Source organism: Apibacter sp. B3546 (genome assembly GCF_009827885.1).
Taxonomy (GTDB): Bacteria; Bacteroidota; Bacteroidia; order Flavobacteriales; family Weeksellaceae; genus Apibacter.
The window spans coordinates 1-21465 of sequence record NZ_WINW01000028.1 but is presented as its reverse complement, the minus strand read 5'-3'; the positions used below and the strand labels follow the sequence as shown (position 1 = coordinate 21465).

The 21465-nt window shown below is 31.3% G+C and carries 20 protein-coding genes; 8 read left to right on the top strand and 12 right to left on the bottom strand.

Annotation, left to right across the window (positions count from 1 at the left end; translation table 11 throughout):
* Positions 1-187: 187 nt before the first annotated feature.
* The 3 genes from GFU93_RS04730 to GFU93_RS04720 form a co-directional block, all read right to left on the bottom strand.
* A complete protein-coding gene (locus GFU93_RS04730) occupies positions 188-1450 on the bottom strand; it encodes a sodium:proton antiporter (protein WP_105297211.1) in 1263 nt (420 codons plus the stop codon).
* A 201-nt stretch (positions 1451-1651) separates the two neighbouring features.
* On the bottom strand, positions 1652-2605 hold the full coding sequence (locus tag GFU93_RS04725; protein WP_160567652.1) for an aldo/keto reductase: 954 nt from the start codon (positions 2603-2605) through the stop codon (positions 1652-1654).
* Positions 2606-2667: 62 nt separating this feature from the next.
* Complete coding sequence (locus GFU93_RS04720) at positions 2668-3918, bottom strand: CinA family nicotinamide mononucleotide deamidase-related protein (RefSeq protein WP_160567650.1); 1251 nt, start codon at positions 3916-3918, stop codon at positions 2668-2670.
* A 299-nt stretch (positions 3919-4217) separates the two neighbouring features.
* Between GFU93_RS04720 and GFU93_RS04715 the strand changes: the two genes are divergently transcribed.
* Positions 4218-4883, top strand: a complete 666-nt coding sequence (locus GFU93_RS04715; RefSeq protein ID WP_160567648.1) for an HAD family phosphatase — start codon at positions 4218-4220, stop codon at positions 4881-4883.
* A 31-nt stretch (positions 4884-4914) separates the two neighbouring features.
* Positions 4915-5370: a DinB family protein gene (locus GFU93_RS04710; protein ID WP_105297207.1), complete on the top strand. Its 456-nt coding sequence runs from the start codon at positions 4915-4917 to the stop codon at positions 5368-5370.
* Positions 5371-5483: 113 nt separating this feature from the next.
* Here GFU93_RS04710 and GFU93_RS04705 read toward each other — a convergent pair whose 3' ends face one another.
* On the bottom strand, positions 5484-6410 hold the full coding sequence (locus GFU93_RS04705) for a manganese-dependent inorganic pyrophosphatase (protein WP_160567646.1): 927 nt from the start codon (positions 6408-6410) through the stop codon (positions 5484-5486).
* 208 nt (positions 6411-6618) lie between these two features.
* On the opposite strand from GFU93_RS04705, the gene ffh reads away from it, so the two are divergent.
* On the top strand, positions 6619-7965 hold the full coding sequence (gene ffh, locus GFU93_RS04700; protein ID WP_160557323.1) for a signal recognition particle protein: 1347 nt from the start codon (positions 6619-6621) through the stop codon (positions 7963-7965).
* A gap of 167 nt (positions 7966-8132) precedes the next feature.
* On the opposite strand, the gene GFU93_RS04695 is transcribed toward ffh, so the two are convergent.
* The 4 genes from GFU93_RS04695 to GFU93_RS04680 all read right to left on the bottom strand — a co-directional run bounded on the left by GFU93_RS04695 (position 8133) and on the right by GFU93_RS04680 (position 10923).
* Complete coding sequence (locus tag GFU93_RS04695; RefSeq protein ID WP_255448647.1) at positions 8133-8771, bottom strand: thiamine diphosphokinase; 639 nt, start codon at positions 8769-8771, stop codon at positions 8133-8135.
* Entirely contained in the window at positions 8737-9303 is a 567-nt protein-coding gene (locus GFU93_RS04690; RefSeq protein WP_160542601.1) for a cob(I)yrinic acid a,c-diamide adenosyltransferase, read from the bottom strand. Before GFU93_RS04690 ends, GFU93_RS04695 begins: the two co-directional genes overlap by 35 nt.
* A 103-nt stretch (positions 9304-9406) precedes the next feature.
* A complete protein-coding gene (locus tag GFU93_RS04685) occupies positions 9407-10177 on the bottom strand; it encodes a Kdo domain containing protein (RefSeq protein WP_160567644.1) in 771 nt (256 codons plus the stop codon).
* A complete protein-coding gene (locus tag GFU93_RS04680; RefSeq protein WP_160567642.1) occupies positions 10174-10923 on the bottom strand; it encodes an RNA methyltransferase in 750 nt (249 codons plus the stop codon). The genes GFU93_RS04685 and GFU93_RS04680 overlap by 4 nt, the downstream gene beginning before the upstream one ends.
* A gap of 3 nt (positions 10924-10926) precedes the next feature.
* On the opposite strand from GFU93_RS04680, the gene GFU93_RS04675 reads away from it, so the two are divergent.
* The 4 genes from GFU93_RS04675 to GFU93_RS04660 are packed head-to-tail and all read left to right on the top strand — an operon-like array spanning position 10927 to position 16301.
* The gene (locus tag GFU93_RS04675; protein ID WP_160567639.1) at positions 10927-13782 is read left to right on the top strand and encodes a BamA/TamA family outer membrane protein; all 2856 of its coding nucleotides are present in this window, start codon (positions 10927-10929) and stop codon (positions 13780-13782) included.
* A gap of 57 nt (positions 13783-13839) precedes the next feature.
* Positions 13840-14988 (top strand): PAS domain-containing sensor histidine kinase, encoded by a 1149-nt coding sequence (locus GFU93_RS04670; RefSeq protein WP_160567637.1) that lies wholly within the window; start codon positions 13840-13842, stop codon positions 14986-14988.
* 60 nt (positions 14989-15048) lie between these two features.
* Complete coding sequence (gene lptB / locus GFU93_RS04665) at positions 15049-15777, top strand: LPS export ABC transporter ATP-binding protein (RefSeq protein WP_105297198.1); 729 nt, start codon at positions 15049-15051, stop codon at positions 15775-15777.
* 2 nt (positions 15778-15779) lie between these two features.
* Complete coding sequence (locus tag GFU93_RS04660; protein WP_160567635.1) at positions 15780-16301, top strand: thioredoxin family protein; 522 nt, start codon at positions 15780-15782, stop codon at positions 16299-16301.
* A gap of 7 nt (positions 16302-16308) precedes the next feature.
* On the opposite strand, the gene GFU93_RS04655 is transcribed toward GFU93_RS04660, so the two are convergent.
* Complete coding sequence (locus tag GFU93_RS04655) at positions 16309-16884, bottom strand: DUF3109 family protein (RefSeq protein ID WP_105297196.1); 576 nt, start codon at positions 16882-16884, stop codon at positions 16309-16311.
* Between the two features lie 165 nt (positions 16885-17049).
* On the opposite strand from GFU93_RS04655, the gene GFU93_RS04650 reads away from it, so the two are divergent.
* Positions 17050-18318, top strand: coding sequence for an NAD(P)/FAD-dependent oxidoreductase (locus GFU93_RS04650; RefSeq protein ID WP_160567633.1), 1269 nt, complete (start codon positions 17050-17052; stop codon positions 18316-18318).
* A 36-nt stretch (positions 18319-18354) separates the two neighbouring features.
* Here the strand turns inward: GFU93_RS04650 and GFU93_RS04645 are convergent, their stop codons facing one another.
* The 3 genes from GFU93_RS04645 to radA all read right to left on the bottom strand — a co-directional run bounded on the left by GFU93_RS04645 (position 18355) and on the right by radA (position 21292).
* Positions 18355-18762 (bottom strand): polymer-forming cytoskeletal protein, encoded by a 408-nt coding sequence (locus GFU93_RS04645; protein WP_105297194.1) that lies wholly within the window; start codon positions 18760-18762, stop codon positions 18355-18357.
* Positions 18763-18800: 38 nt separating this feature from the next.
* Positions 18801-19667 (bottom strand): M23 family metallopeptidase, encoded by an 867-nt coding sequence (locus GFU93_RS10165; RefSeq protein WP_160567631.1) that lies wholly within the window; start codon positions 19665-19667, stop codon positions 18801-18803.
* 269 nt (positions 19668-19936) lie between these two features.
* Positions 19937-21292 (bottom strand): DNA repair protein RadA, encoded by a 1356-nt coding sequence (radA, locus tag GFU93_RS04635; RefSeq protein ID WP_160542591.1) that lies wholly within the window; start codon positions 21290-21292, stop codon positions 19937-19939.
* Positions 21293-21465: the final 173 nt, after the last annotated feature.

Below are 21465 nucleotides of genomic sequence, written 5' to 3'. Positions count from 1 at the left end.
ATTTAAATTGGCGTATGTTAAAAATAAGTATAAAAAGTGAAGTTGCAGCAATTTATAAATTGAACAAAATTGAAGTACCAATTGAAATTAAATCGGCGTTTAAACGAAAATAGTATCTGCAAGTATTATTTATTGCAGATACTATCATTATTTTTATTACTATTAAAAATAGTTACGATGCAGTAATTTACTGAATGTCTTTTGCGACTTTTCCAACAGTCAATCCTTGAACTAAGATTGAGAAAACCACCACCACATAAGTAACGGCTATAATAGTTTCTTTATAGTCACTTTCAGGAACTGAAAGAGCCAATGCGATGGAGACCCCGCCGCGTAAGCCACCCCATACTAAAACGGCAATAGTTCCTTTGCTGAATTTTTCCTTAAAAGGAATAATCATTGTTGGAATTTTAATAGAAATAAATCTGGCGAATAAAACAATTATAATGCATATAATACCTAGTAGCCAGTAATGAATTAGATCATCGATAAGTAAAAGTTGGAATCCCATAAAAAGGAATAAAATTGCATTCATAACCTCATCGATTAATTCCCAGAAAGTACCCACACTGCTTTTTTTACTAGTACCCAATCTTCGTCTGGATTCTCCTATTATCAATCCCGCACCCACCATAGCAAGAGGAGCAGACGTATGCAAAGAACTTGCAATAAGATATCCTCCCATAACTACCGCTAGGGTAATTAAAACCGAAACTTTATAATCATGTGAAGTTCGTATTGCATAAGCGGCAAGATATCCAAGAGCCGCCCCTAATAACAATCCGCCTACCGCTTCTCTAAGAAATAAATCAAAAATATGGGCAAACGATAAATCCATTCGTCCGGTGGCAACTACAACGGGATTATAAGCAAGATTAGCTAATACGGCAAACAATACCACAGCTACCCCGTCATTAAGAAGAGATTCACCGGCAATTTTTGTTTCTAAAGACTTAGAAACATTGGCTTGCTTTAATATACTCAATACCGCAATCGGATCTGTCGGAGAAATTAAAGCACCAAAAAGTAAACAATATATTAAAGGAATTTCTGTATGTACATTTATAAGAGGAAGAAGATAATTGGATGTATAATAAAGGCCTACGCCCACAACGATGGCAGATATTATAACTCCTAAAGTAGAAAATATTATAACAGGAAGCCTTTGTTCTTTTAGATCCGACATATTGATATGTATAGCTCCGGCAAATAGCAGGAAATTTAACATACACCCCATCAAAATTTCGGTAAAATCAAATTCTTTAATTAATGAGGCAATATCATTTAAAGGTTTAGAGGTTAAACTACCTAAAAGAACTAAAATAATTGACATAATTAACGCAATGATCATTATTCCGATGGTAGAAGGGAATTTTAAAAACCTTACATTAATGTATGAAAAAATAGCAGCTAAAATAATAAGGATTGAAAATGAGTAGTATAATTCCATGAAATTGAATAAAATTTTTTGCAAAGATAATAAATAATATCAGAGAAAAAATAAAATCAAATTTCATCACCTGCTTAAAAGACAGAAAAATTTTATATTTATATTATAAAAACAGATTATATTAATTAAATTATCTTATAAAAGGAAAAAAAGTATTCAAGGGGATGAATACTTTTTTTTATATTATTTGAGCGCTTGTCGTTATGAAGTTACCTTACTGGCATTGTCTAAATCATTAATATCATCTTGAGATAAATTTAGGTCTACCGCTTTTAATATATCCAATTGTCCCAATTTAGAAGCACTGGCTATAGGAGTAGTAATACTCGGTCTTTGGATGATCCAGGCGATTGCAACCTGAGCCGGGGTAGCTGTATTTCGTGCGGCAACATCCTCTAAAGTTTTTATAATTCGTAAGCCTCTATCGTTTAAATATTTCTTTAAGCTGTCGCCTCTTTTACTTTTATTTAAATCCGCTTCCGAATGATATTTACCGGTTAGAAAACCACTTGCCAAAGAATAGTAAGTCATGACACCTAATTGGTATTTTTCGGCAATCGGCTCGTAATCCTTTTCATACGGTTGTCGATCATACAGATTATATTCAGGCTGTAAGACGGAATAAGAAGGTAGATTATTAGATTTACTTATTTCCAATGATTTTACAATTCTCTCAGGAGACATATTGGAAACCCCTATGTAACGTATTTTACCCTCTTTTATTAATTGCTGATAGGCGTCCAATACTTCTTCTATGGGAGTGTCGGGATCATCAAAATGAGTAAAATATAAATCTATATAATCGGTTTGAAGACGTTTTAGTGATTCTTCAACTTCTGAAAGAATATATGATTTTTTCAACCCTTTATGTGTACTGTCAATTTCTGCCCCTACTTTAGTTGCAATAACAAGTTTATCTCTAGTTCCTTTTTGATGCATCCATTTTCCAATGATGGTTTCTGATTCTCCGCCTTTATTGCCGGGAACCCATGCAGAATATACATCTGCAGTATCAATAAAGTTAAATCCTAATTCGGTATATTGATCTAATAATTCAAAAGAAGTGTTTTCATTGGCAGTCCAACCAAATACATTGCCCCCAAAAGCAAATGGATATACCTCAAGATCAGTCGGACCTAATTTTCTTTTTTTCATAATCTGATGATTTGTTATCTCTACCTAAAATCTAAAATTATACCAAATGCGGAGGTCAACTTTTATTTGTTTTCAATCATTTCAAAATAAATAAATTCCAATGCTTTGTTAGTTATTCGAGTAATCATTTCATCTCTCGTTACGTGAGGATAATAATATTTTTTTACAAAGGTGTTACCATGAACATATAAACCTATGTAAGCTAAACCTACCGGATCGTTAAATTCATCAGAACTTGGACCGGCAACGCCTGTAGTAGATATTGCAACATCTGAATTAAATAACTTTGCACACTGAATTGCCATTTCTTTAGCTACTTCTTCACTAACCACTTTATGAGTATGAATAAAAGGTTCGGGTATTTTTAAAACGCTCTCCTTAATTAAAGAGCTGTAAGCCGTAATTCCTCCTTTATAATAAACAGAACTTCCCGCTAAGGAAGTGATTTTATGAGATATGCTTCCACCGGTAATACTTTCAGCGACGGATAAAGTGAGCTTATTTTTTGAAAAAAAATCGGCAATGATTTCAATTATATTGGTAGTAGTAGTTGAGAGTAATTTCTCATGTAAAATTTGAGATAGTTTTTTTATTTCTTTAGAAATTGTTTCTTCAAGTAGTTTTTTATCAGTTCCCTTTGCACTCAATCTAAGTTCAATCCTAGCCCCCGAAGGCAAGTAAGACAAAGACACAAAATCAGGAAGATTGTTTTCCCAATCCGTTAACGTTGTGGCTAACTCGCTTTCAAGATAATCTACAACAATAACAGAACGCCTTACAATAAAGGGAAGGTTAAATTCTTTTTTTATTTTCGGAATAATAAATTCTTCAAACATAGCTTGGGTCTCATAGGGAACACCCGGAAGGTTGATTAAAATCTTATTTGATTTTTTTGTCCACAAGATAGGAGCTGTACCATATCTATTAATTATAACTTCCGAATGTGAAGGTACAAGAGCTTGTTTGCGGGTTAAATCATTCATCGTTCGACCATTTGTACAGTACAACTGAGTGATGTAATCCAAAGCAGGTTGATTAACTACTAATTGATCAGATAAGAATTCTGCTAAAGTTTGTTTGGTTTTATCATCTTTAGTAGGTCCCAGTCCCCCGGTTGTTATTATAAAATTAGTATCAGATGCGAAGGCTTCGTTTAATTTAGTCATTATAGAATCGGGGTTGTCGGAAATTGTCGAAATTTCTGTGACCGAAACCCCTGTAAGATCTAGTTTTTTAGCAATGAAATTAGAATTGGTATCCGGAGTTCTTCCGGAAAGAATTTCATCTCCAATAACGATAATACACGCTTTCATATATATAAATTTAAATATCAAATTTAGATAATTATACAGGATATTTGTATTAATTTAATGAGTTTAAAATTTCAAAAAAAATGAAATTTCAGAAATAATGTAAAATTTTACAATTAATTTATATAAAGTAGAGGTTCATCCCAAATTTAGAATGTTAGTAACAGCTGCATAGTAGACACAATATTTCTTAAATTTGAGCCTTTAAATTCACAATTTTTTAAATAAATCAAATTTTATTGAGAATAATTAAAAAATATCAGGATTAAAACCTACACTGCAATCGTAGATAAAATAAACTTATGATAAACACAGTTATCTTTGATATGGATGGGGTAATAGTAGATACTGAGCCTATTCATGAATTGTCATTTAAAAAGCATTTTCATTCTATAGGATTGGATATATCTCAGGAAGAATATGATACATTCAGAGGATTATCTACTCGTAATTTATATCAAAATTTGAAACAAAAATATGGTTTGAAACAAGAGGTTGAGGAATTGGTTCAACAAAAAAGAAATATTTTTAATAAAATTTTTCAAGAAGATGAAGATCTAGATTTATTGCCGGGGGTAAGAAATCTTATCGAAAGCTTATATAAAGATAATTTTCAATTACTTTTGGCTACTTCTTCGGCTCGTGTAACCTTAACTAAAATTTTTGATCGTTTTGGATTGTTTCCTTATTTTAAACATATTGTGAGTGGAGAAGATTTTCCAAAATCAAAACCCGATCCTGCTATATTTTTAGAAGCTGTAAAATTATCAGGACAACCAAAAGAAAACTGTATTGTCATTGAAGATTCGACTAATGGCGTTATTGCCGCCAATAGGGCCGGTATATTTTGTATAGGTTATAAAAGTGATGCCTCCGGTGATCAAGATTTGTCTACTGCGGATCAAATAATAAATGATTTTTCTAATTTAGATTCCGATACGATTAGGGCCATTGGTTTAGTTAAATAACTTTAATACTTTTGTTAAAATTCTTTTTGAGGTGAAAAAACAATTTGAAATTTTTAAAATATACCGTAAATCCTTAGTACAAGAGATTGACGATTTAAGTATAGAGCAATTACAGAAAATTCCTGAAGGATTTAAAAATAATATTTTTTGGAATGTTGCCCATACGTTGGTTTCTCAACAAATTCTTCATTATAAAATGTCAGGTTTAAATCCGCTGATAACCAATGACTGGATTGAAAACTATCAAAATGGTACTTTTCCCAGATTTGTAATTACAGAAGATGAAATTGACTACTTAAAAAGTAAGCTCATTATCACCGCTGAACAACTGGAAGAAGATTTTAATGAAAAAAGATTTGAATCTTATACTGAATTTGAAACAAAAATGGGCATTGTGATTTCTTCCGTTGAAGATGCGATAAATTTTAACAATACTCATGAAGCATTACACTACGGAATAGTGTCAAGTATGAAAAAATTAGTGTAAAATATTTTTTTTGAAATAAGTTAACAACCTTTAGTGTTAACTGTTAAATGAAAAAACCAAGCACTTTTAAATAAAGTGCTTGGCTTCTAAAAAAATTAAGAATATGGATGAATCTAGGATAATGCTTCAGTTATTTGTGGAATAATTTGTTTTTTACGGGAAACCACCCCTTTAAGGAAAGCTTCGCCGTTTTCAAGTCGTATTCCAAAAGCCTTTTCTGAAGCTTGAGCAGCATTACCCATAGCTAAAATTTTTGAATCACTATCCAACACATTAGTCACTACAAGTAAAAAAAGATCATAACCTTCTTTATTAATTTGGTCGGTTATAGCAGCCTCTATATTGGATTTATTGTAAAATACATCATCATAATCAATTGTGTTAACTTGAGCAACCCGTACCTTTTTTCCGTTTACTTCGAAAGATTTGGCATCCAGAGATAGTAATTCTTCGGCAGATTTGTTGGAAAGATTGGTTCCTGCTTTAAGAAGATCAAGCCCATATTTTTCAACCTCAATACCTGCAATTTTTGCTAATTCATGAGCTGCATGTACATCTTCTTGTGTGCAAGTAGGAGATTTAAATAATAACGTATCGGAAATAATCCCTGATACCATAAGACCTGCGATAGCAGCGGGGATTTCAATGGAATTTTCTTTATAAATTTTTGAAATAATAGTTTGAGTACATCCCACAGGTTCAGCGCGATAATAGAGAGGAACGGAAGTATGAAAATTAGCGATACGATGGTGATCTATTACAGCTAAAATAGTCAATTCTTCAATATCTGCAACCGATTGTTGGAATTCATTGTGATCTACCAAAATAATTTCTTTCGTTTCATCGGAAGCTCTAGAAATGACTCTAGGCGCTTGCATCTTAAAATAATTCAGGGCAAATTGGGTTTCTTCATTAGGAGTACCTAAAGCGACTGCCTCTGTATTTTTACCTAAGGCATTTTGTAAGTAAGAAAATGAAATAGCAGAGGTAATGGTATCCGTATCAGGATTTTGATGCCCTGTAATTAAAATTTTATTCATGTTAGCTAAAATTTGAAAATTTTTTAATCATGTATATAAACACGATGTCTTTTTTATTTAATTTAATATAAAAGCAAATATACATTTTTAAACTTTTTTAGCAAAGAAAGGCGCTTTCTAATTACTGAAATACATATTTTTAAATTAAGTAAAACTTTACTATTTTTGCAGTTAGTATAAATAGTATAATAGTATATAAGTACCGAATATGTTTCAGAATTTACAAGATAAATTAGATAAGGCATTACATAACATCAGCGGGAGAGGAAAGATCACGGAGATTAATGTTGCTGAAACCGTTAAAGAAATTAGAAGAGCTTTAGTGGATGCAGACGTTAGTTATAAAGTAGCCAAAGATTTGACTAAAAGGATTCAGGAGAAAGCCTTAGGTCAAAATGTGCTTACTTCCGTTACGCCGGGTCAGTTAATGGTGAAGATTGTACATGATGAGTTGGCCGATCTAATGGGAGGTGAGAATGTTGGAGTAAATTTGTCGGGGAATCCTACCGTTATCTTAATTGCGGGTTTACAAGGTTCCGGTAAAACTACCTTTTCGGGAAAATTAGCTAATTATCTTAAAACTAAAAAACAAAAAAAAGTTCTGTTAGTTGCCTGCGACGTATATCGTCCGGCTGCAATTGATCAATTAAAAGTTTTAGGAGATCAAATTGGAGTAGAAGTATACACAGAACCGGAAAGTAAAAATCCGGTTGATATTTCCGGTCATGCCATAGAATATGCTAAACAAAATAAATTTAATGTTGTTATAATTGATACTGCAGGACGTTTGGCGATTGATGAAAGTATGATGAATGAAATCAGAAACGTTCATCAAAAAGTCAGTCCAAATGAAACTTTGTTTGTAGTGGATTCCATGACCGGACAAGATGCGGTAAATACAGCCAAAGCTTTTAATGATGTATTGAATTATGATGGAGTAGTATTAACCAAATTAGACGGTGATACCCGAGGAGGTGCTGCTTTAACTATACGTACTGTGGTTGAAAAGCCAATTAAATTTATTTCCACCGGAGAAAAAATGGAAGCGCTGGATATTTTCTATCCTTCGCGTATGGCTGATCGTATCTTAGGGATGGGAGATGTGGTATCATTAGTAGAAAGAGCCCAAGAACAATTTGACGAAGAAGAAGCACGTAAATTACAGAAAAAGATAGCGAAAAATCAATTCGGATTTGACGATTTCCTTAATCAAATTAAGCAGATTAAGAGAATGGGAAATATGAAAGATTTGCTTGGAATGATACCGGGTGCAGGTAAAGCATTAAAAGATATTAATATCGATGATGATGCTTTCAAGCATATTGAAGCTTTAATTTATTCCATGACTCCTGAAGAAAGAAGAAATCCGGCTATTATAACTACATCTCGAAAGAATAGAATAGCTAAAGGAAGCGGTAGATCCATACAGGATATCAATCAACTGTTAAAACAATTTGAACAGATGAGCAAAATGATGAAGATGATGCAAACTCCGCAAGGAAGGATGATGATGCAAGCAATGGCAAAACAAATGTCGGGAGGAAAACCTTTTTAAATAAGATATCCCTATTATTTAAATTAAAGATAAACTTTTTAAAGAATTATTAATAATGATTATAACAGTTAACTAGTTAATCGTGAATTATTTAGCTATTAGATGTTATTTCAAGCACTTATATCGTTAAAACCTCATGACTTAACTAATTTTTTTAGCAAAAAAGTTTAGCGGCTGATATAGATCAATAGTTCTCCCTCACCGTAGGTTATAACAACTTCTTTTTCTACAGCCACATTACGCGTACCCAATCGTTGCGGAAATATAAGAGTTTCATTAGATAAGGGATATTGTAAACCTTTCGTAAAAATATTTTTAGCCTCAAAAAAAGGGATTAAGGAAATGGTTTTACCTTTTGCGTCATTAATTTTAGTTGATTTACCCGAGAAAAAGAATTTTGAATAATCATCATAAAATGTAATGCGGAGTTTATTTTTAAAAAAAAGTGCTGTAGATAAGTTTCCAATGAAATGATCGCTTTCTCTTCCGCTGCCACCGTAAACATCCACATCATGTATACCTTTATCCAGCAATAATTCTAAAGCCTTATGAAAATCAGTTTTGTTTTGATCCGGAGTTTCAATAATTGGAATAGACGACGGGATAGTCGATACTTGTACACTATCCAGATCTCCTGAAATATAATTAATTGTAAAAGGTAAATTTTTTACATATCTGCTGTACGCCCCGTCTGTACACGTAATAATGGAATATGAATCTAAATTTTCAGGTAAAATTGTAGGTTTTTTTCCGTTTAAAAAAAGTAATGCTTTATTCATTGGGATTCCAAGGTTCTTCAATTTCATTTGCTAAATGTGCAAAATATCGTGCAAGAACAAACAAATAATCAGATAAACGATTTATAAATTTTTGAATAATGGGTCTTATATCTTCAATTTCACCTAAGGTAACTATAGTTCTTTCTGATCTTCTGCATACGGTTCTTGCAACATGTGCAGTAGAAGAAGATACATTTCCTGCCGGAAGAATAAATTGCTTTAAAGGAGGGAGGGTTTCGCTTATTTCATCAATCCATTGCTCCAATAAAATTATTTTTTCTTCAGAAAGTAAGCAAGATATTTTAGGTTTTCCATTTGGAGAATACATTTTATCTGAAGGAGTAGCTAATTCAGCACCGATAGTAAATAGTAAATTTTGTATAATTTTTAATTGTTCATCAATATTTTTAAGAGAACCATAGCTTCTTAGCAAACCGATATAAGAATTTAATTCATCTATTTCGCCATAGGATTGAACGCGAATGGAATTCTTAGATACACGTTTTCCTCCATATAAACCCGTAGTTCCGTCGTCACCTCTTTTCGTATATATTTTCATTAATATATCTTTTTTTACTTGTAAATATGAAAAAGTTTTAAAATTAAATCTTTGAAATTTTTAATAGTAAAGTTAATTTAAATAAAAACGGGACTAAAAGATGCTAAACATTTTTACCCAACAGTTTCTTTATCTTTTTCTTTCTTTCCTTTTTTTCAATGAATTTATTATTTTTTTTATGCAATTGTTCCATGATAAAATTAACATTTTCATGGCTATATTTGGCATATTCTTTTGCAATGATAGGGATCATTTCATCCGTTAAGGATAATCTAATAAAATTTTGAAGCCTTTGATCTAAAGATAAAGATTGAAAACTCATCCGATTTAAATCGATTAAAGAAAATAAATATACGTTTTTTTCTTGATCATTTTTTATGAGTACATTTCCCGGTGAAAGGTCTTTAAATAAGATATGATTTTCATGAATAGAAAAAACAAATGAAACAAATTCTTTCAGTATTAATTCCCAATCATCAAAACTATTTCTTTTTTCAATGAGTTCCCTAAAAGTAAAATCATACTCAGAATACTTTGAAAAATAAAAAGATCTTTTGATTTTAAAATTATGAATCTCTTCAAAAAAACCAATCGGTTCCGGTGTATTTATACCCTTAGAAGTTAAAATTTCAGCATGAAAATAAGAACGATGGGCTTTAGATTTTCTAAAATTAGCATAAACAAGTTGATTGAGAAGATGAGGCTTTTTAAAAGATTTTACCGCTACGTTTCCCAGCACAGGATGAGGTATTTTACGTAAAGTGTTCCGTTCTTGAAATATAATCTCACCTAAAGAATCAAAATTTTCGATTATTTCATTTAATATGTCCGTATTGTTACGATATTTTTTAGATATATACGAATTCCATTTCATTTTTTATTTCCTTTTAATTTTGCAGCTCTCGAGTAAAATTCACTTAAAATTATTCCGGTAGACATGGCGACATTTAAACTTTCTGTTTTTTGTTCTAAGCCGAATCTGGGGATTGTTAGAGTATGTGTACACAGAGATTTTATTTCATCTGAAACGCCATTTCCTTCATTACCCATAACCACATAAAAATTTTCGGGTAAATCCGTAGTATATAAATTTTCACCTTTCATATCTGTTCCCATAATCGGTATGTTGGAATTAGTCAATATTTCAGCGATGTCTGTGTATACAACGTTAACTCTGCTTAACGATCCCATTGCAGATTGAACTGCTTTGGGATTATAGGCATCAGTAGTTCCTTTACTGCACAAAATCTGTTTAATTCCATACCAGTCTGCAAGACGTATAATCGTTCCCAGATTTCCCGGATCTTGTATTTCATCCAATACTAATTGTATTCCACTATATGAATTATTTGAGTTTTGAGGTATTTCTAATACTGCTAATGCATCGTGAGGGGTAGTTAGAAAACTAATCTTTTTTAATTCTTCGGAACTGATCATCTGATATTGATTTTCATCTAAAAAAGAAATGGGAACCGTACTGTAAATGTTTTTTACAGAAAACTGCGAAAAGCAGAATTCTTTAATGCTTTTTATACCCTCAACAACAAATAAGTTATATTTTTGTCTATACTTTTTTTTTGAAAGCGACTGAATAAGTTTAATTTTACTTGCAGACAACATAAAATGAAATTAGGATACAATATTATAGTAAAAATATTGATTTTTGTTCAACTGTTTCTCATTTTTTCATGTAGAACAAATAAAGTACCTAAAAATGGACATTTATTTATTGATAATAAATATAAATATGTAGATAAAAAAGGAAAACCTTATTTGGATGCATACGGTAATCCCTTTTTGAATAAAAAAGGCAAAGAAATTATCAACGAATACAAGAAACCATTTGAGGATGAATTGGACAGTTATGTAAAGCAAAAATCTAATAAAAAAATACTATTCATAATTCCATTAGGGTTGTGGCTGTATGATTTCTCAAATCCTACATTCGATTCCGTCTACGCAGAATACTATTCCGTTAGTCAAAAACAAAGAAATCAAAAATTACTGGATTCTCTATATGTAAAATATAACTTAAAAAATTATGTTGGCAAATCCAGATGGTTTGATCGCTTTTTTTATAATAATGGAGAAGCCCCTGTATTAGTTGATACCTTACTATCTAAAACTTCTTCAAAAAACATACAACAATATTTTAAAAACAGAGGTTGGCGTAAGTCCATTGTAAGAGACAGTGTAATTACTTCCGGTAAAAAAGCTCATGTGCAATATTCCATAAAATTAGGACGTCCTATGATTATGGATACGATCACCTATGATATTGCCGATGAAATAAAAGATGATTTATATGCTCATTATTTAAAACGAACAAGACAGGCGAAGAAAAAAAAGTCTCAAACTTATGAACTTTCAAAAGACGAATTTATATACAACCTATTCAGTAGAGGTTCCTATGTTAAAAAAGGAGATCGATTAGATGCTTATGTAATTGAGAATGAGATATCCCGTTTGGAAAACCGTTTTAAAAATATGGGATATTATCGTTTTAATGATCTTAAAGATGAAGTTATTTACTATGTTGATACGGCTAATAATGTATATGATGTTTCGGTCAGATTATCAATCAAGAAAAGCCAAATAGGAAGTTCTACCACTACCGCAGCTGTTACCGATTCCACTAGATCGGATACTCTTAAGAAAGATACTTTAGTGCATAAATTCAAAAGATTTAAATACAATAAAATAAACATTTCACTATTAGATAACGAAAATAGAGATACAAGTAAAAATACTATAGACTCAAGTTTCTATGTAACTACAAAAAAAATAGTAAGAAGGGTTGACGGTAGGAAAACAAAAATGATGGTTAACGATACCATTGCTTTCATTGTTAACCATTTAGGAAATAAATATAAAAACAGAGTATTGGCAGATATGTTAGCCATTGAAAAAGGGCATTCATATAATTTAAGCTCTGAGACTCGTACTCGACGAAATATATATAAAGTAAATAATTTTAACATCCTCGGGTTTAATACAGTTCCTGAAAAAGACTCAGATTCTACCTTAATATCCAATATCATTCTTTCTCCCATGGATAAATATTCTTATGAATTAGGATTTGAAGCGTTTAATTCAGGTGTTGTCAATTTCGGAATAACTCCCAACCTTACTTTTACGGTAAAAAATCTTTTCGGAGGAGCAGAAAATTTAAGTGTCAGTTTTGGAGGATCCTTAGGAAATATTAAAACCAAAAAAAATAACAGTAAAATTTTTAATGCATCGGAACTATCATCGCAGGCCAGTTTATCCTTTCCTAAGCTTATTTTGCCTTTCAACGCTAAAAGATTAATTCCTAAAGCCTGGGGGCCTTCATCGGCAATTTCTTTAGGATATAATGCACAATATAACATAGGTTTGGATAAAAGAAGTTATAATGCCGGATTACTTTATAATTTCAATCCCACTCGAACTACCGTTCACCAAATTACATTATGGAATCTACAATATACACAGTTTTTAAATCCTAATAATTATTTCAACATATATACACAAGACAGTAAAGTAAGAAATAGTGTTTACGATTTATATTTTCAACAATATCCTTCCGCCAAAGAGGAATACGACAAAAACCATAACGATAATGATTTGCTGTTTCAAATTCAAAATAATATAGACTTTCAAGATTATTTAAGAACTACGCATTTAAGTTTAGCTAACGATTACGACTTAATGGAATTTCGTCGTTATCGTTTCACACAGAATGTATTAATCTCCTCTTTTAAATATGATTTTACCTACGATCAACGATTAGGATATTTTCCGGGTAAACATCCATTTTATTTAAAAGCACAAGTGGAATTAGCCGGTAATCTGGAATCTTTATTTAACAAAACACTCAAAGATTTTACAACTTCCAATAATAAAACTATAAAACAAATATTTGGAGTTCCCTATTCACAATATGTGAAATTCGATTTAGATCTAAGGAAATTTTGGATTTTTTCCGGAAAAAAATCGTTTAATGCAAGACTTTTTACCGGAATAGGAATACCTTATGGAAATTCCTTTAGTATGCCTTTTGACCGAAGCTACTCTGTGGGTGGACCGAGTGATGTTCGAGCTTGGAAATCCTTTGGTTTTGGTCCGGGATCATCAAAATTAGGAGGAAAAGACGGCTATGAACTAATAGCAATCGATAATTTTAAATTGTTGACTCAGGTAGAATACAGGTTTCCTTTACCAAGTAAAGGGTTTGAAGGAGCTTTATTTGTAGATGCAGGAAATGTTTGGGGGATTAATAATAATTCCCTGAATAAATTTGAATTTAATACCTTCTATAAAGAACTGGGAATTGGAGGAGGATGGGGGATCCGTTGGGATATAAGTAACTTTATCATTCGCTTTGATTTTGCTTATCGATTTCATGATCCAAGAAGAGATGAAAATGACCGATGGTATTTTAAATATATCAATCTGTTGAAACCTCAAGTTAATTTTGCTATCGACTATCCGTTTTAATCAAATAATTTTTGTTTGCATAAATACGTTGATATATGAATTCATAAAATTCGGAAAATGAGCTTTTTTAAAAATGTTAGATTACGGAATTGGTTTGGGTATATATTGGCGCTTATAGTAGCTCTATTTATAATAATCTTTTCTAACAGCAAAGTTGAAGAATTAAAAGAAGAAGAATCCGTAAAAATTTCAAATTATGCCAAAACGTTGGAATTATTAAACACGGAAACAGATATTCCTCCAAAAACACAATTTTTTTTAGTGCAGCTTATTGAGCAAAACACTTCCATACCCGTAATTTTAGTAGATGAAAAAGGAAATTACATTGATTCTAAAAATGTAAGTAAAAAAATTATTTCAGATTCTTTAAAATTAAAGGAAGAATTGCACGAAATGGCAGAATCCTACTATCCCATTCTTATTAAACTTCCTTTTGGAAATCAATACGTATATTATAAAAATTCGGTTCTGCTGACACAATTAGGTTATTATCCCTTTGTGCTAATTATATTAGTAACATTGTTTGTCTGGTTTACCTATTGGTATTTTAAAACCGTAAAAAAAACAGAGCAAAGTTTACTATGGGCAGGAATGGCTAAGGAAACCGCACATCAAATCGGTACGCCGCTTTCATCCATCATGGGATGGCTGGAAATATTAAAAACAGAAGAAATTGATCAGAAACCGATAATAAATATTGAAAAAGATGTACACAGACTGCAAAATATTACCGACAGATTTTCTAAAATAGGATCAACTCCTTCACTAAAAAAAGAAGATATTGTGGAAATATCGGAACAAGCATTTATGTATTTGAAAAGAAGAATGTCCAAACAAATCGGGTTTGAATTTCAAGCACCGGAGTATCCTGTATATGTTTCTTTAAATAACATCTTATATAGTTGGGTTATTGAAAATCTCATTAAAAATTCGGCAGATGCCATGAAAGGAGAAGGAAAAATCAAATTGCAAATCCACGATAACAAAAAAAATATTTTTATAGATATTTCCGATGAAGGATCAGGCATTGAATCAAAAAATGTGAAAAAAATATTCAAACCCGGATTTACAACTAAAAAAAGAGGATGGGGGCTAGGCTTATCTCTGGCCAGACGAATTATTGAAGATTATCACTACGGTAAAATTTTCGTTCAAAATACCGAAATTAATAAAGGGTCTACTTTTAGAATAACTTTAAAAAAATAATTTGTAAAAATTTTATTGAGTAATAGAAAAAAACGTAGTAATTTAATTACTTTTGATATTATGATATTACGAGGAGAACATTTAATAAAAACATACGGAAACAAACGAGTAGTTAAAGATGTTTCATTAAATGTAAAACAAGGAGAAATAGTAGGATTGTTAGGGCCTAATGGAGCCGGAAAAACCACTTCTTTTTATATGATAGTAGGCTTAATCAAACCTACTCAAGGAAATGTATTTTTGGATAAGATTAACATAACCAAAGATGCCATGTATAAGAGAGCACAAAAAGGAATCGGGTATTTGGCTCAAGAAGCTTCCATATTCAGGAAATTATCCGTAGAAGATAATATTGTGGGAGTGTTGGAGATGACTAAACTTTCGAAGAAAGAAAGAAAAATAAAAGCCGATTCTTTAATAGAAGAATTTGGTTTAGAACACGTTCGTAAGAACCGAGGAGATTTATTGTCGGGAGGAGAAAGACGTCGTTGCGAAATTGCCCGATGTCTGGCTACCGATCCTAAATTTATTTTACTGGATGAACCCTTTGCAGGAGTTGACCCTATTGCCGTTGAAGATATTCAAAAAGTCGTGCGTTCTTTGGTAAATAAAAACATAGGAATTTTAATAACAGACCATAACGTTCAGCAAACTCTGGCTATCACTCATAGAACTTATGTTATGTTCGAAGGAAATATATTAAAGGAAGGATATCCCGAAGAATTAGCAAATGATCCGATAGTTCGTCAAGTATATTTAGGAGAAAATTTCAGATTTGAAAAAATATAATAATGAAAAAAATTTTAACAGGACTATATATTACTTTAATAGCTACATTAAATTATAGTCAACAAGTTCCATTAATTTCCAAAACTGAATTTTCTGAAGAAGCCTTAAAGCAACTTGTAGTTGATACGGATAATAAAGAAACAACGATGCAATCCGTACTAAATAAACACAAAGGAAAAGTTACGATCCTGAAATTATGGGCATCTTGGTGTAAAGATTGCATAGTGGGAATGTCCGATTCACGGGCTCTTAAGCAAAAAAATAATAATGTAGATTTTATCTATCTGTCATTAGACAAAAATTACGACTCTTGGAAAAACGGTATCACTAAGTATGAATTAAATACGGGTGATAATTATTGGTTTTCAACTGGTTGGAAAAATCCTTTTACAGAATATATTGAATTAAATTGGATTCCACGCTATATGGTAATAGATCAACAAGGAAAAATTGCTTACTATTATGCAATTACGGCAAATGACATAGAAATACAAAAAACCATAGATGCGTTGCAGGAAAAATAAAGCTAAATTATTTACTTATTTCTAAAAGTTTCTCAGCTTCTATCAACTGGTTATACCAATTTTCTCCGAATTTTCTAATTAAAGGTTCTTTTAAAAATTCAAAAACTTTAACATTAAGTTCTTTACCTAAAGTACATGCATCCTTGCATATATACCATTCATCATAATTTACCGCAACATATTTTCGTAATTTTTGAAGACGAACCGGATACAGATGACAAGAAATAGGTTTTTTAAAATCAATTTTACCGTCTTCGTAAGCCTTTTCAATGGCGCATTTCGCAGCTTGATTTTCATCATAGATTACATAAGCACATTCTCTACCCTCTATTAATGGAGTAACATAATCATCATCAAGGTCGGTTGTATATTTACCCTCCAATTCAATAGCCTTTCTTCCTTCCTCTCTAAGATAAGGCGATACTTGCTCATATATGTCTTCAAGAATCGGTAATTCTTCTTCATCGAGTGGAGCTCCCGAATCTCCTTCTACACAACATATCCCTTTGCATTTACTAAGATTACAAACAAATTGTTTCTGTAATACATCTAAAGAAATTATTGTATCTTCTATTTGAATCATGATTTTTGAAAATAAATTCAAAGATAGCATTAAATTTTTATTAAAAGTTTATATAACTTTACAAAAAAACAGTAACTTTGATAAAATGTATGCTATACATTTTTGTGTTCTTAAGAAATAAATGTGTTTGCATCAATATGTTAAATTAATTTTTTAGTGCAAATTATGAAAAAAATCGTATTAATAGGTGGAGGTTTTGCTGGGATTAATATAATCACCAGATTGTCCAATGATCCTAATTTTGAAATTACCTTAGTCGACAAAAACAACTATAATTTTTTTCCACCATTAATATATCAAGTAAGTTCAAGTATTTTAGATCCCGCAGCTATCAGCTATCCCTTCCGTAGATTTATAAGACATAAAAAAAATGTTAAATTCAGATTAGGAGAATTAATTGAAATCAAATCCGATGAAAACAAAGTAGTCTTATCTAATGGAGAATTAGATTATGATATTCTGATTTTAGCAACGGGAACGCAAAGTAATTATTTCGGAATGGAAAATTTAGAAAAATATGCCTTTCCAATGAAAACCTTAAATGATGCTCTGTTACTTAGAAATATTCTTTTAGAAAGGTTAGAAGCCGCCAGTAGAGAAACTGATTTAGTAGAAAAGAAAAGATTATTATCCATCATCATCACCGGAGGTGGACCTGCCGGAGTTGAAATAGCCGGAGTTATTCGCGAAATTATCAACTACATTGAAAATGTTGACTATAAAGATTTAAAAGGCCAAATTCAAGTCTATTTGGTAGAAGGAAGCCCCGTATTATTAGGGCCTATGAGCGAAAAATCACACAAAGAAGCTTATCACGCCTTAGACAAATTAGGAGTTAAAATACTGGTAAATACACAAGTAAAAGATTGTGATGAAAATACCATATATTTTTCTAACGGAGATAAAATTGAAACAAAAACCATAATCTGGACAGCGGGAGTAACTTCAAGAATTTTTGAAGGAATACCCAAAGAAGTATATGGAAGAGGTAGACGTATGCAAGTTGACGCATATAATAAAGTTCAAGGATTTTCTAATATATATGCAATAGGGGATACCTGCATCATGACTACTGATCCTAATTTTCCTTCAGGACATCCGCAATTAGCTCAAGTAGCAATACAACAAGGAAAAAATTTGGCTAATAATTTAAAAAAACAACTTACCCAAGACACATATCAACCTGTACCATTCAGTTATAAAGATAGAGGGTCTATGGCAGTTATCGGAAGAAATAAAGCCGTAGCCGATCTGATTCATCCTACCTTATTTTTAAAAGGATTACCGGCATGGATTATTTGGTCGTCCATCCACTTAATTTCTTTAGTTTCCATAGGTAATAGATTAAATACTTTATATCGTTGGTTAACCATATACATATCTAAAAATTCTTCCTTAGGAAGTGCTTATAAAATTGGAGATCCAAGACCCTAAACACCTAAAATATTGTATAAATTTCAGAAATAAAATTTATACTACAATCTGAGAATTATTTTCTTTTTTATTAATAGGAGTAGAATTATTTTGATCCATACTAACGGTGCCTTTATATAAGGCACCATTTTCAACTTGAAAACTTTTTACCTGCATATTTCCTATAATAGACCCCGAGTTTTTCAAACTAAGATTATCAACAAAAATATCACCGTCAATTTGGCCATATACAATAAGTTCTTTAGTTCTAATATCTCCTTTAACACTTCCTTTCTGACCAACAACAAGCCCACAAGTGCTGTTGACATTTCCTAATGTTTGACCATCAATTCTAATAAATTCCTTACATTCTATATTTCCTTCAATTTTACAATCTTCCGCAATAATAGTAGTAATGTTTTCTGTAGATAAATTAAGAGCAGCTCCTTTTTTTTTGTTGAACATAGTTAGTTTATTTTATAGTAGTTAAATTTATTTCATATTTAGTTTACATGCAAATAATTATTTGGATTTTCTTTTTCTTTATTTAAAATAATTTCATAATGAACATGAGGTCCGGTAGAACGGCCGGTACTTCCTAATTCACCAATAACATCTCCGGCATTGACAACCTGTCCTTCTTTAACCAATATTTTAGACATGTGACCGTATAATGTTTCATAACCGAAATGGTGCTTTATCATTACACAATTTCCATATCCTCCTCTAACACTGGCAAAGGTAACAACCCCATTCGCAGTAGCATGAATAGGATCACCAATAGTTCCCGCTATATCCAAACCCGGATGAAACTCGGATCCTTTACCTTTTTTCATCGGATTTCCTCTCACACCAAAATTAGAAGTTATCCTTCCAACATGAGGTAAGCCGATAGGAATGAATTGAATCTTTTTATATATATCGGAAATTCTCTTTTTTTTATTTTCAATTAAATTTAAGTTAGAATCATTAACAGGATAATACTCTCCCCCCACATTATCAACATTAAAATTAGTAGCGGAAGTAGGGAGCGTTTTAACTTGACGATCTTTAAGATATCTCTCAATTTTTAATAAAGACTTTTCAGCTTCGTTAAGGTTGATAATCATATCATTTAATTTTTTAGTATCTAACTTACTTTCAAGGTCGGCAATTTTAACATGTAAATCTTGTTTTTGGTAATACACATAACTTATATAACTAACCAATCCCGCAACTAAACAAAAAATAGTAAAAATTGATAAAAGTAAAATCTTTTTGTACAGAAAAATATTTCTTATATGCTTATTCTTAACAGAAAAAATTTTTGTTTCCAGTGAATTTTTATCAGTAATAATTATAGTGGAATATTTAGATTTGTTATTTTTCATAGTATAATATTCTGAAGGTAGTGGAACAAATATAAAAAAATTAAAACTAAAAGTATAATGTAAACATTACGTTTAACAATAAATTAGCAAAAATTTAGACATTATTTGTAAGCACAAAACTGTCCACAATTTTCGTTAATTTAAAAAATAAAAATACAATTTGTAATAGATTGAAATGCCAAATATCACTTATTAGTTTAGTATAATAAAAATATATTCACCGCAAAAAATTACACCTTACGAAGAAAGTGAAATTTACATACATTTAATTAGAATAATAACTTATAGACATCCTCAACCTTAGAAACCATTTCAACCCTAATATTATATTTCTTGCGATCAATTTTATTATACTTAGAAATGAAAATGACATCATAACCTAATTTTTCAGCCTCAATAATTCGCTGTTCAATACGATTTACAGGCCTGATTTCACCACTTAAACCAATTTCACCGGCGAATAAACAATTATCCGGTAAAGAAATATCCTCATTAGAAGACAAAATAGCACAAATAACAGCTAAGTCAATAGCAGGATCATCAACACGAATACCTCCGGTAACATTTAAAAACACATCCTTAGTTCCCAAATGAAAACCCGCACGCTTTTCCAAAACAGCTAATAACATATTTAATCGTTTGACGTCAAAACCCGTTGTCACCCGTTGAGGCGTTCCATAAACAGCCGTTGATACCAATGCTTGAATTTCAACCAACATAGGGCGTAATCCTTCCAAAGTAACCGCAATAGCATTTCCCGATAAACTTTCATCTTTTTTAGATACTAAAATTTCAGACGGATTTTTTACCTGTTTCAACCCGGAAGAGAACATTTCATAAATTCCAAGTTCGGAAGTAGAACCATACCTATTTTTATTTGCACGTAAAAGTCGGTAGACATAATTTCTGTCCCCTTCAAACTGAAGAACGACATCTACCATATGCTCCAAAATTTTAGGACCGGCTATAGAACCCTCCTTAGTAATATGTCCAATTAAAAATACAGGAGTAGAAGTTTCCTTAGCATATTTAATTAATTCGGAAGCGCATTCTCTAATTTGAGATATACTTCCCGGAGAAGATTCTATATAAGATGAATGTAGAGTTTGAATGGAATCAATCACTAACAACTCCGGTTGAAGCTCATGAGCTTTCTTTAAAATCTTTTGAGTTGAAGTTTCCGTTAAAATATAGCATTCAGAATTAGAAATATCCAAACGGTCAGATCTCATTTTAATTTGATTACTGCTTTCCTCTCCCGAAACATATAATACTTTTCTGGGTATTTGTAAAGAAATTTGCAATAACAAAGTAGATTTACCGATGCCGGGTTCGCCTCCAATCAAAATAACACTACCGGGAACGATACCGCCACCTAATAAATGATCCAGTTCAGAGTCATTAGAAAGAATACGATATTCATCCGTAGTTTCAATTTCGTGAATCTTATATATTTTATTTCTAGAAGAAGAGGAATTAAGGGAAGAAATAGAATTTGCAGAACTTTTTTCAATAACTTCTTCAACAATAGTGTTCCATTCTCCGCATACTTTGCATTGGCCTAGCCATTGAGAATATTGAGTTCCGCAATTTTGACAAAAAAAAGTAGTTTTAGCCTTAGCCATATTTAATATATATATAGTTATTTACATTTATTAGTTAGTACAAAGATAGTCTATAATAATCTTTGTTAATGACTATATAATAACAAGTATCAGGAGCGTTAAAAAAAGAATTAAAAAAAATTAAAAATTTTTTTTGGAGGTTAAATAGGTGATATGCAGCATATTATGGTTTG

Excerpts from the sequence above, each read along its gene's own strand:
- radA (WP_160542591.1), bottom strand. The coding sequence starts at position 21,292 with ATGGCTAAGGCTAAAACTACTTTTTTTTGTCAAAATTGCGGAACTCAA.
- GFU93_RS04685 (WP_160567644.1), bottom strand. The coding sequence starts at position 10,177 with ATGAAATGGAATTCGTATATATCTAAAAAATATCGTAACAATACGGAC.
- GFU93_RS04645 (WP_105297194.1), bottom strand. The coding sequence starts at position 18,762 with ATGTTCAACAAAAAAAAAGGAGCTGCTCTTAATTTATCTACAGAAAAC.
- ffh (WP_160557323.1), top strand. The coding sequence starts at position 6,619 with ATGTTTCAGAATTTACAAGATAAATTAGATAAGGCATTACATAACATC.
- lptB (WP_105297198.1), top strand. The coding sequence starts at position 15,049 with ATGATATTACGAGGAGAACATTTAATAAAAACATACGGAAACAAACGA.
- GFU93_RS04720 (WP_160567650.1), bottom strand. The coding sequence starts at position 3,918 with ATGAAAGCGTGTATTATCGTTATTGGAGATGAAATTCTTTCCGGAAGA.
- GFU93_RS04670 (WP_160567637.1), top strand. The coding sequence starts at position 13,840 with ATGAGCTTTTTTAAAAATGTTAGATTACGGAATTGGTTTGGGTATATA.
- GFU93_RS04690 (WP_160542601.1), bottom strand. The coding sequence starts at position 9,303 with ATGAAAATATATACGAAAAGAGGTGACGACGGAACTACGGGTTTATAT.
- GFU93_RS04660 (WP_160567635.1), top strand. The coding sequence starts at position 15,780 with ATGAAAAAAATTTTAACAGGACTATATATTACTTTAATAGCTACATTA.
- GFU93_RS04655 (WP_105297196.1), bottom strand. The coding sequence starts at position 16,884 with ATGATTCAAATAGAAGATACAATAATTTCTTTAGATGTATTACAGAAA.
- GFU93_RS04650 (WP_160567633.1), top strand. The coding sequence starts at position 17,050 with ATGAAAAAAATCGTATTAATAGGTGGAGGTTTTGCTGGGATTAATATA.
- GFU93_RS04705 (WP_160567646.1), bottom strand. The coding sequence starts at position 6,410 with ATGAATAAAATTTTAATTACAGGGCATCAAAATCCTGATACGGATACC.
- GFU93_RS04675 (WP_160567639.1), top strand. The coding sequence starts at position 10,927 with ATGAAATTAGGATACAATATTATAGTAAAAATATTGATTTTTGTTCAA.
- GFU93_RS04715 (WP_160567648.1), top strand. The coding sequence starts at position 4,218 with ATGATAAACACAGTTATCTTTGATATGGATGGGGTAATAGTAGATACT.
- GFU93_RS04725 (WP_160567652.1), bottom strand. The coding sequence starts at position 2,605 with ATGAAAAAAAGAAAATTAGGTCCGACTGATCTTGAGGTATATCCATTT.
- GFU93_RS04730 (WP_105297211.1), bottom strand. The coding sequence starts at position 1,450 with ATGGAATTATACTACTCATTTTCAATCCTTATTATTTTAGCTGCTATT.
- GFU93_RS04695 (WP_255448647.1), bottom strand. The coding sequence starts at position 8,771 with ATGAAATTGAAGAACCTTGGAATCCCAATGAATAAAGCATTACTTTTT.
- GFU93_RS04680 (WP_160567642.1), bottom strand. The coding sequence starts at position 10,923 with ATGTTGTCTGCAAGTAAAATTAAACTTATTCAGTCGCTTTCAAAAAAA.
- GFU93_RS10165 (WP_160567631.1), bottom strand. The coding sequence starts at position 19,667 with ATGAAAAATAACAAATCTAAATATTCCACTATAATTATTACTGATAAA.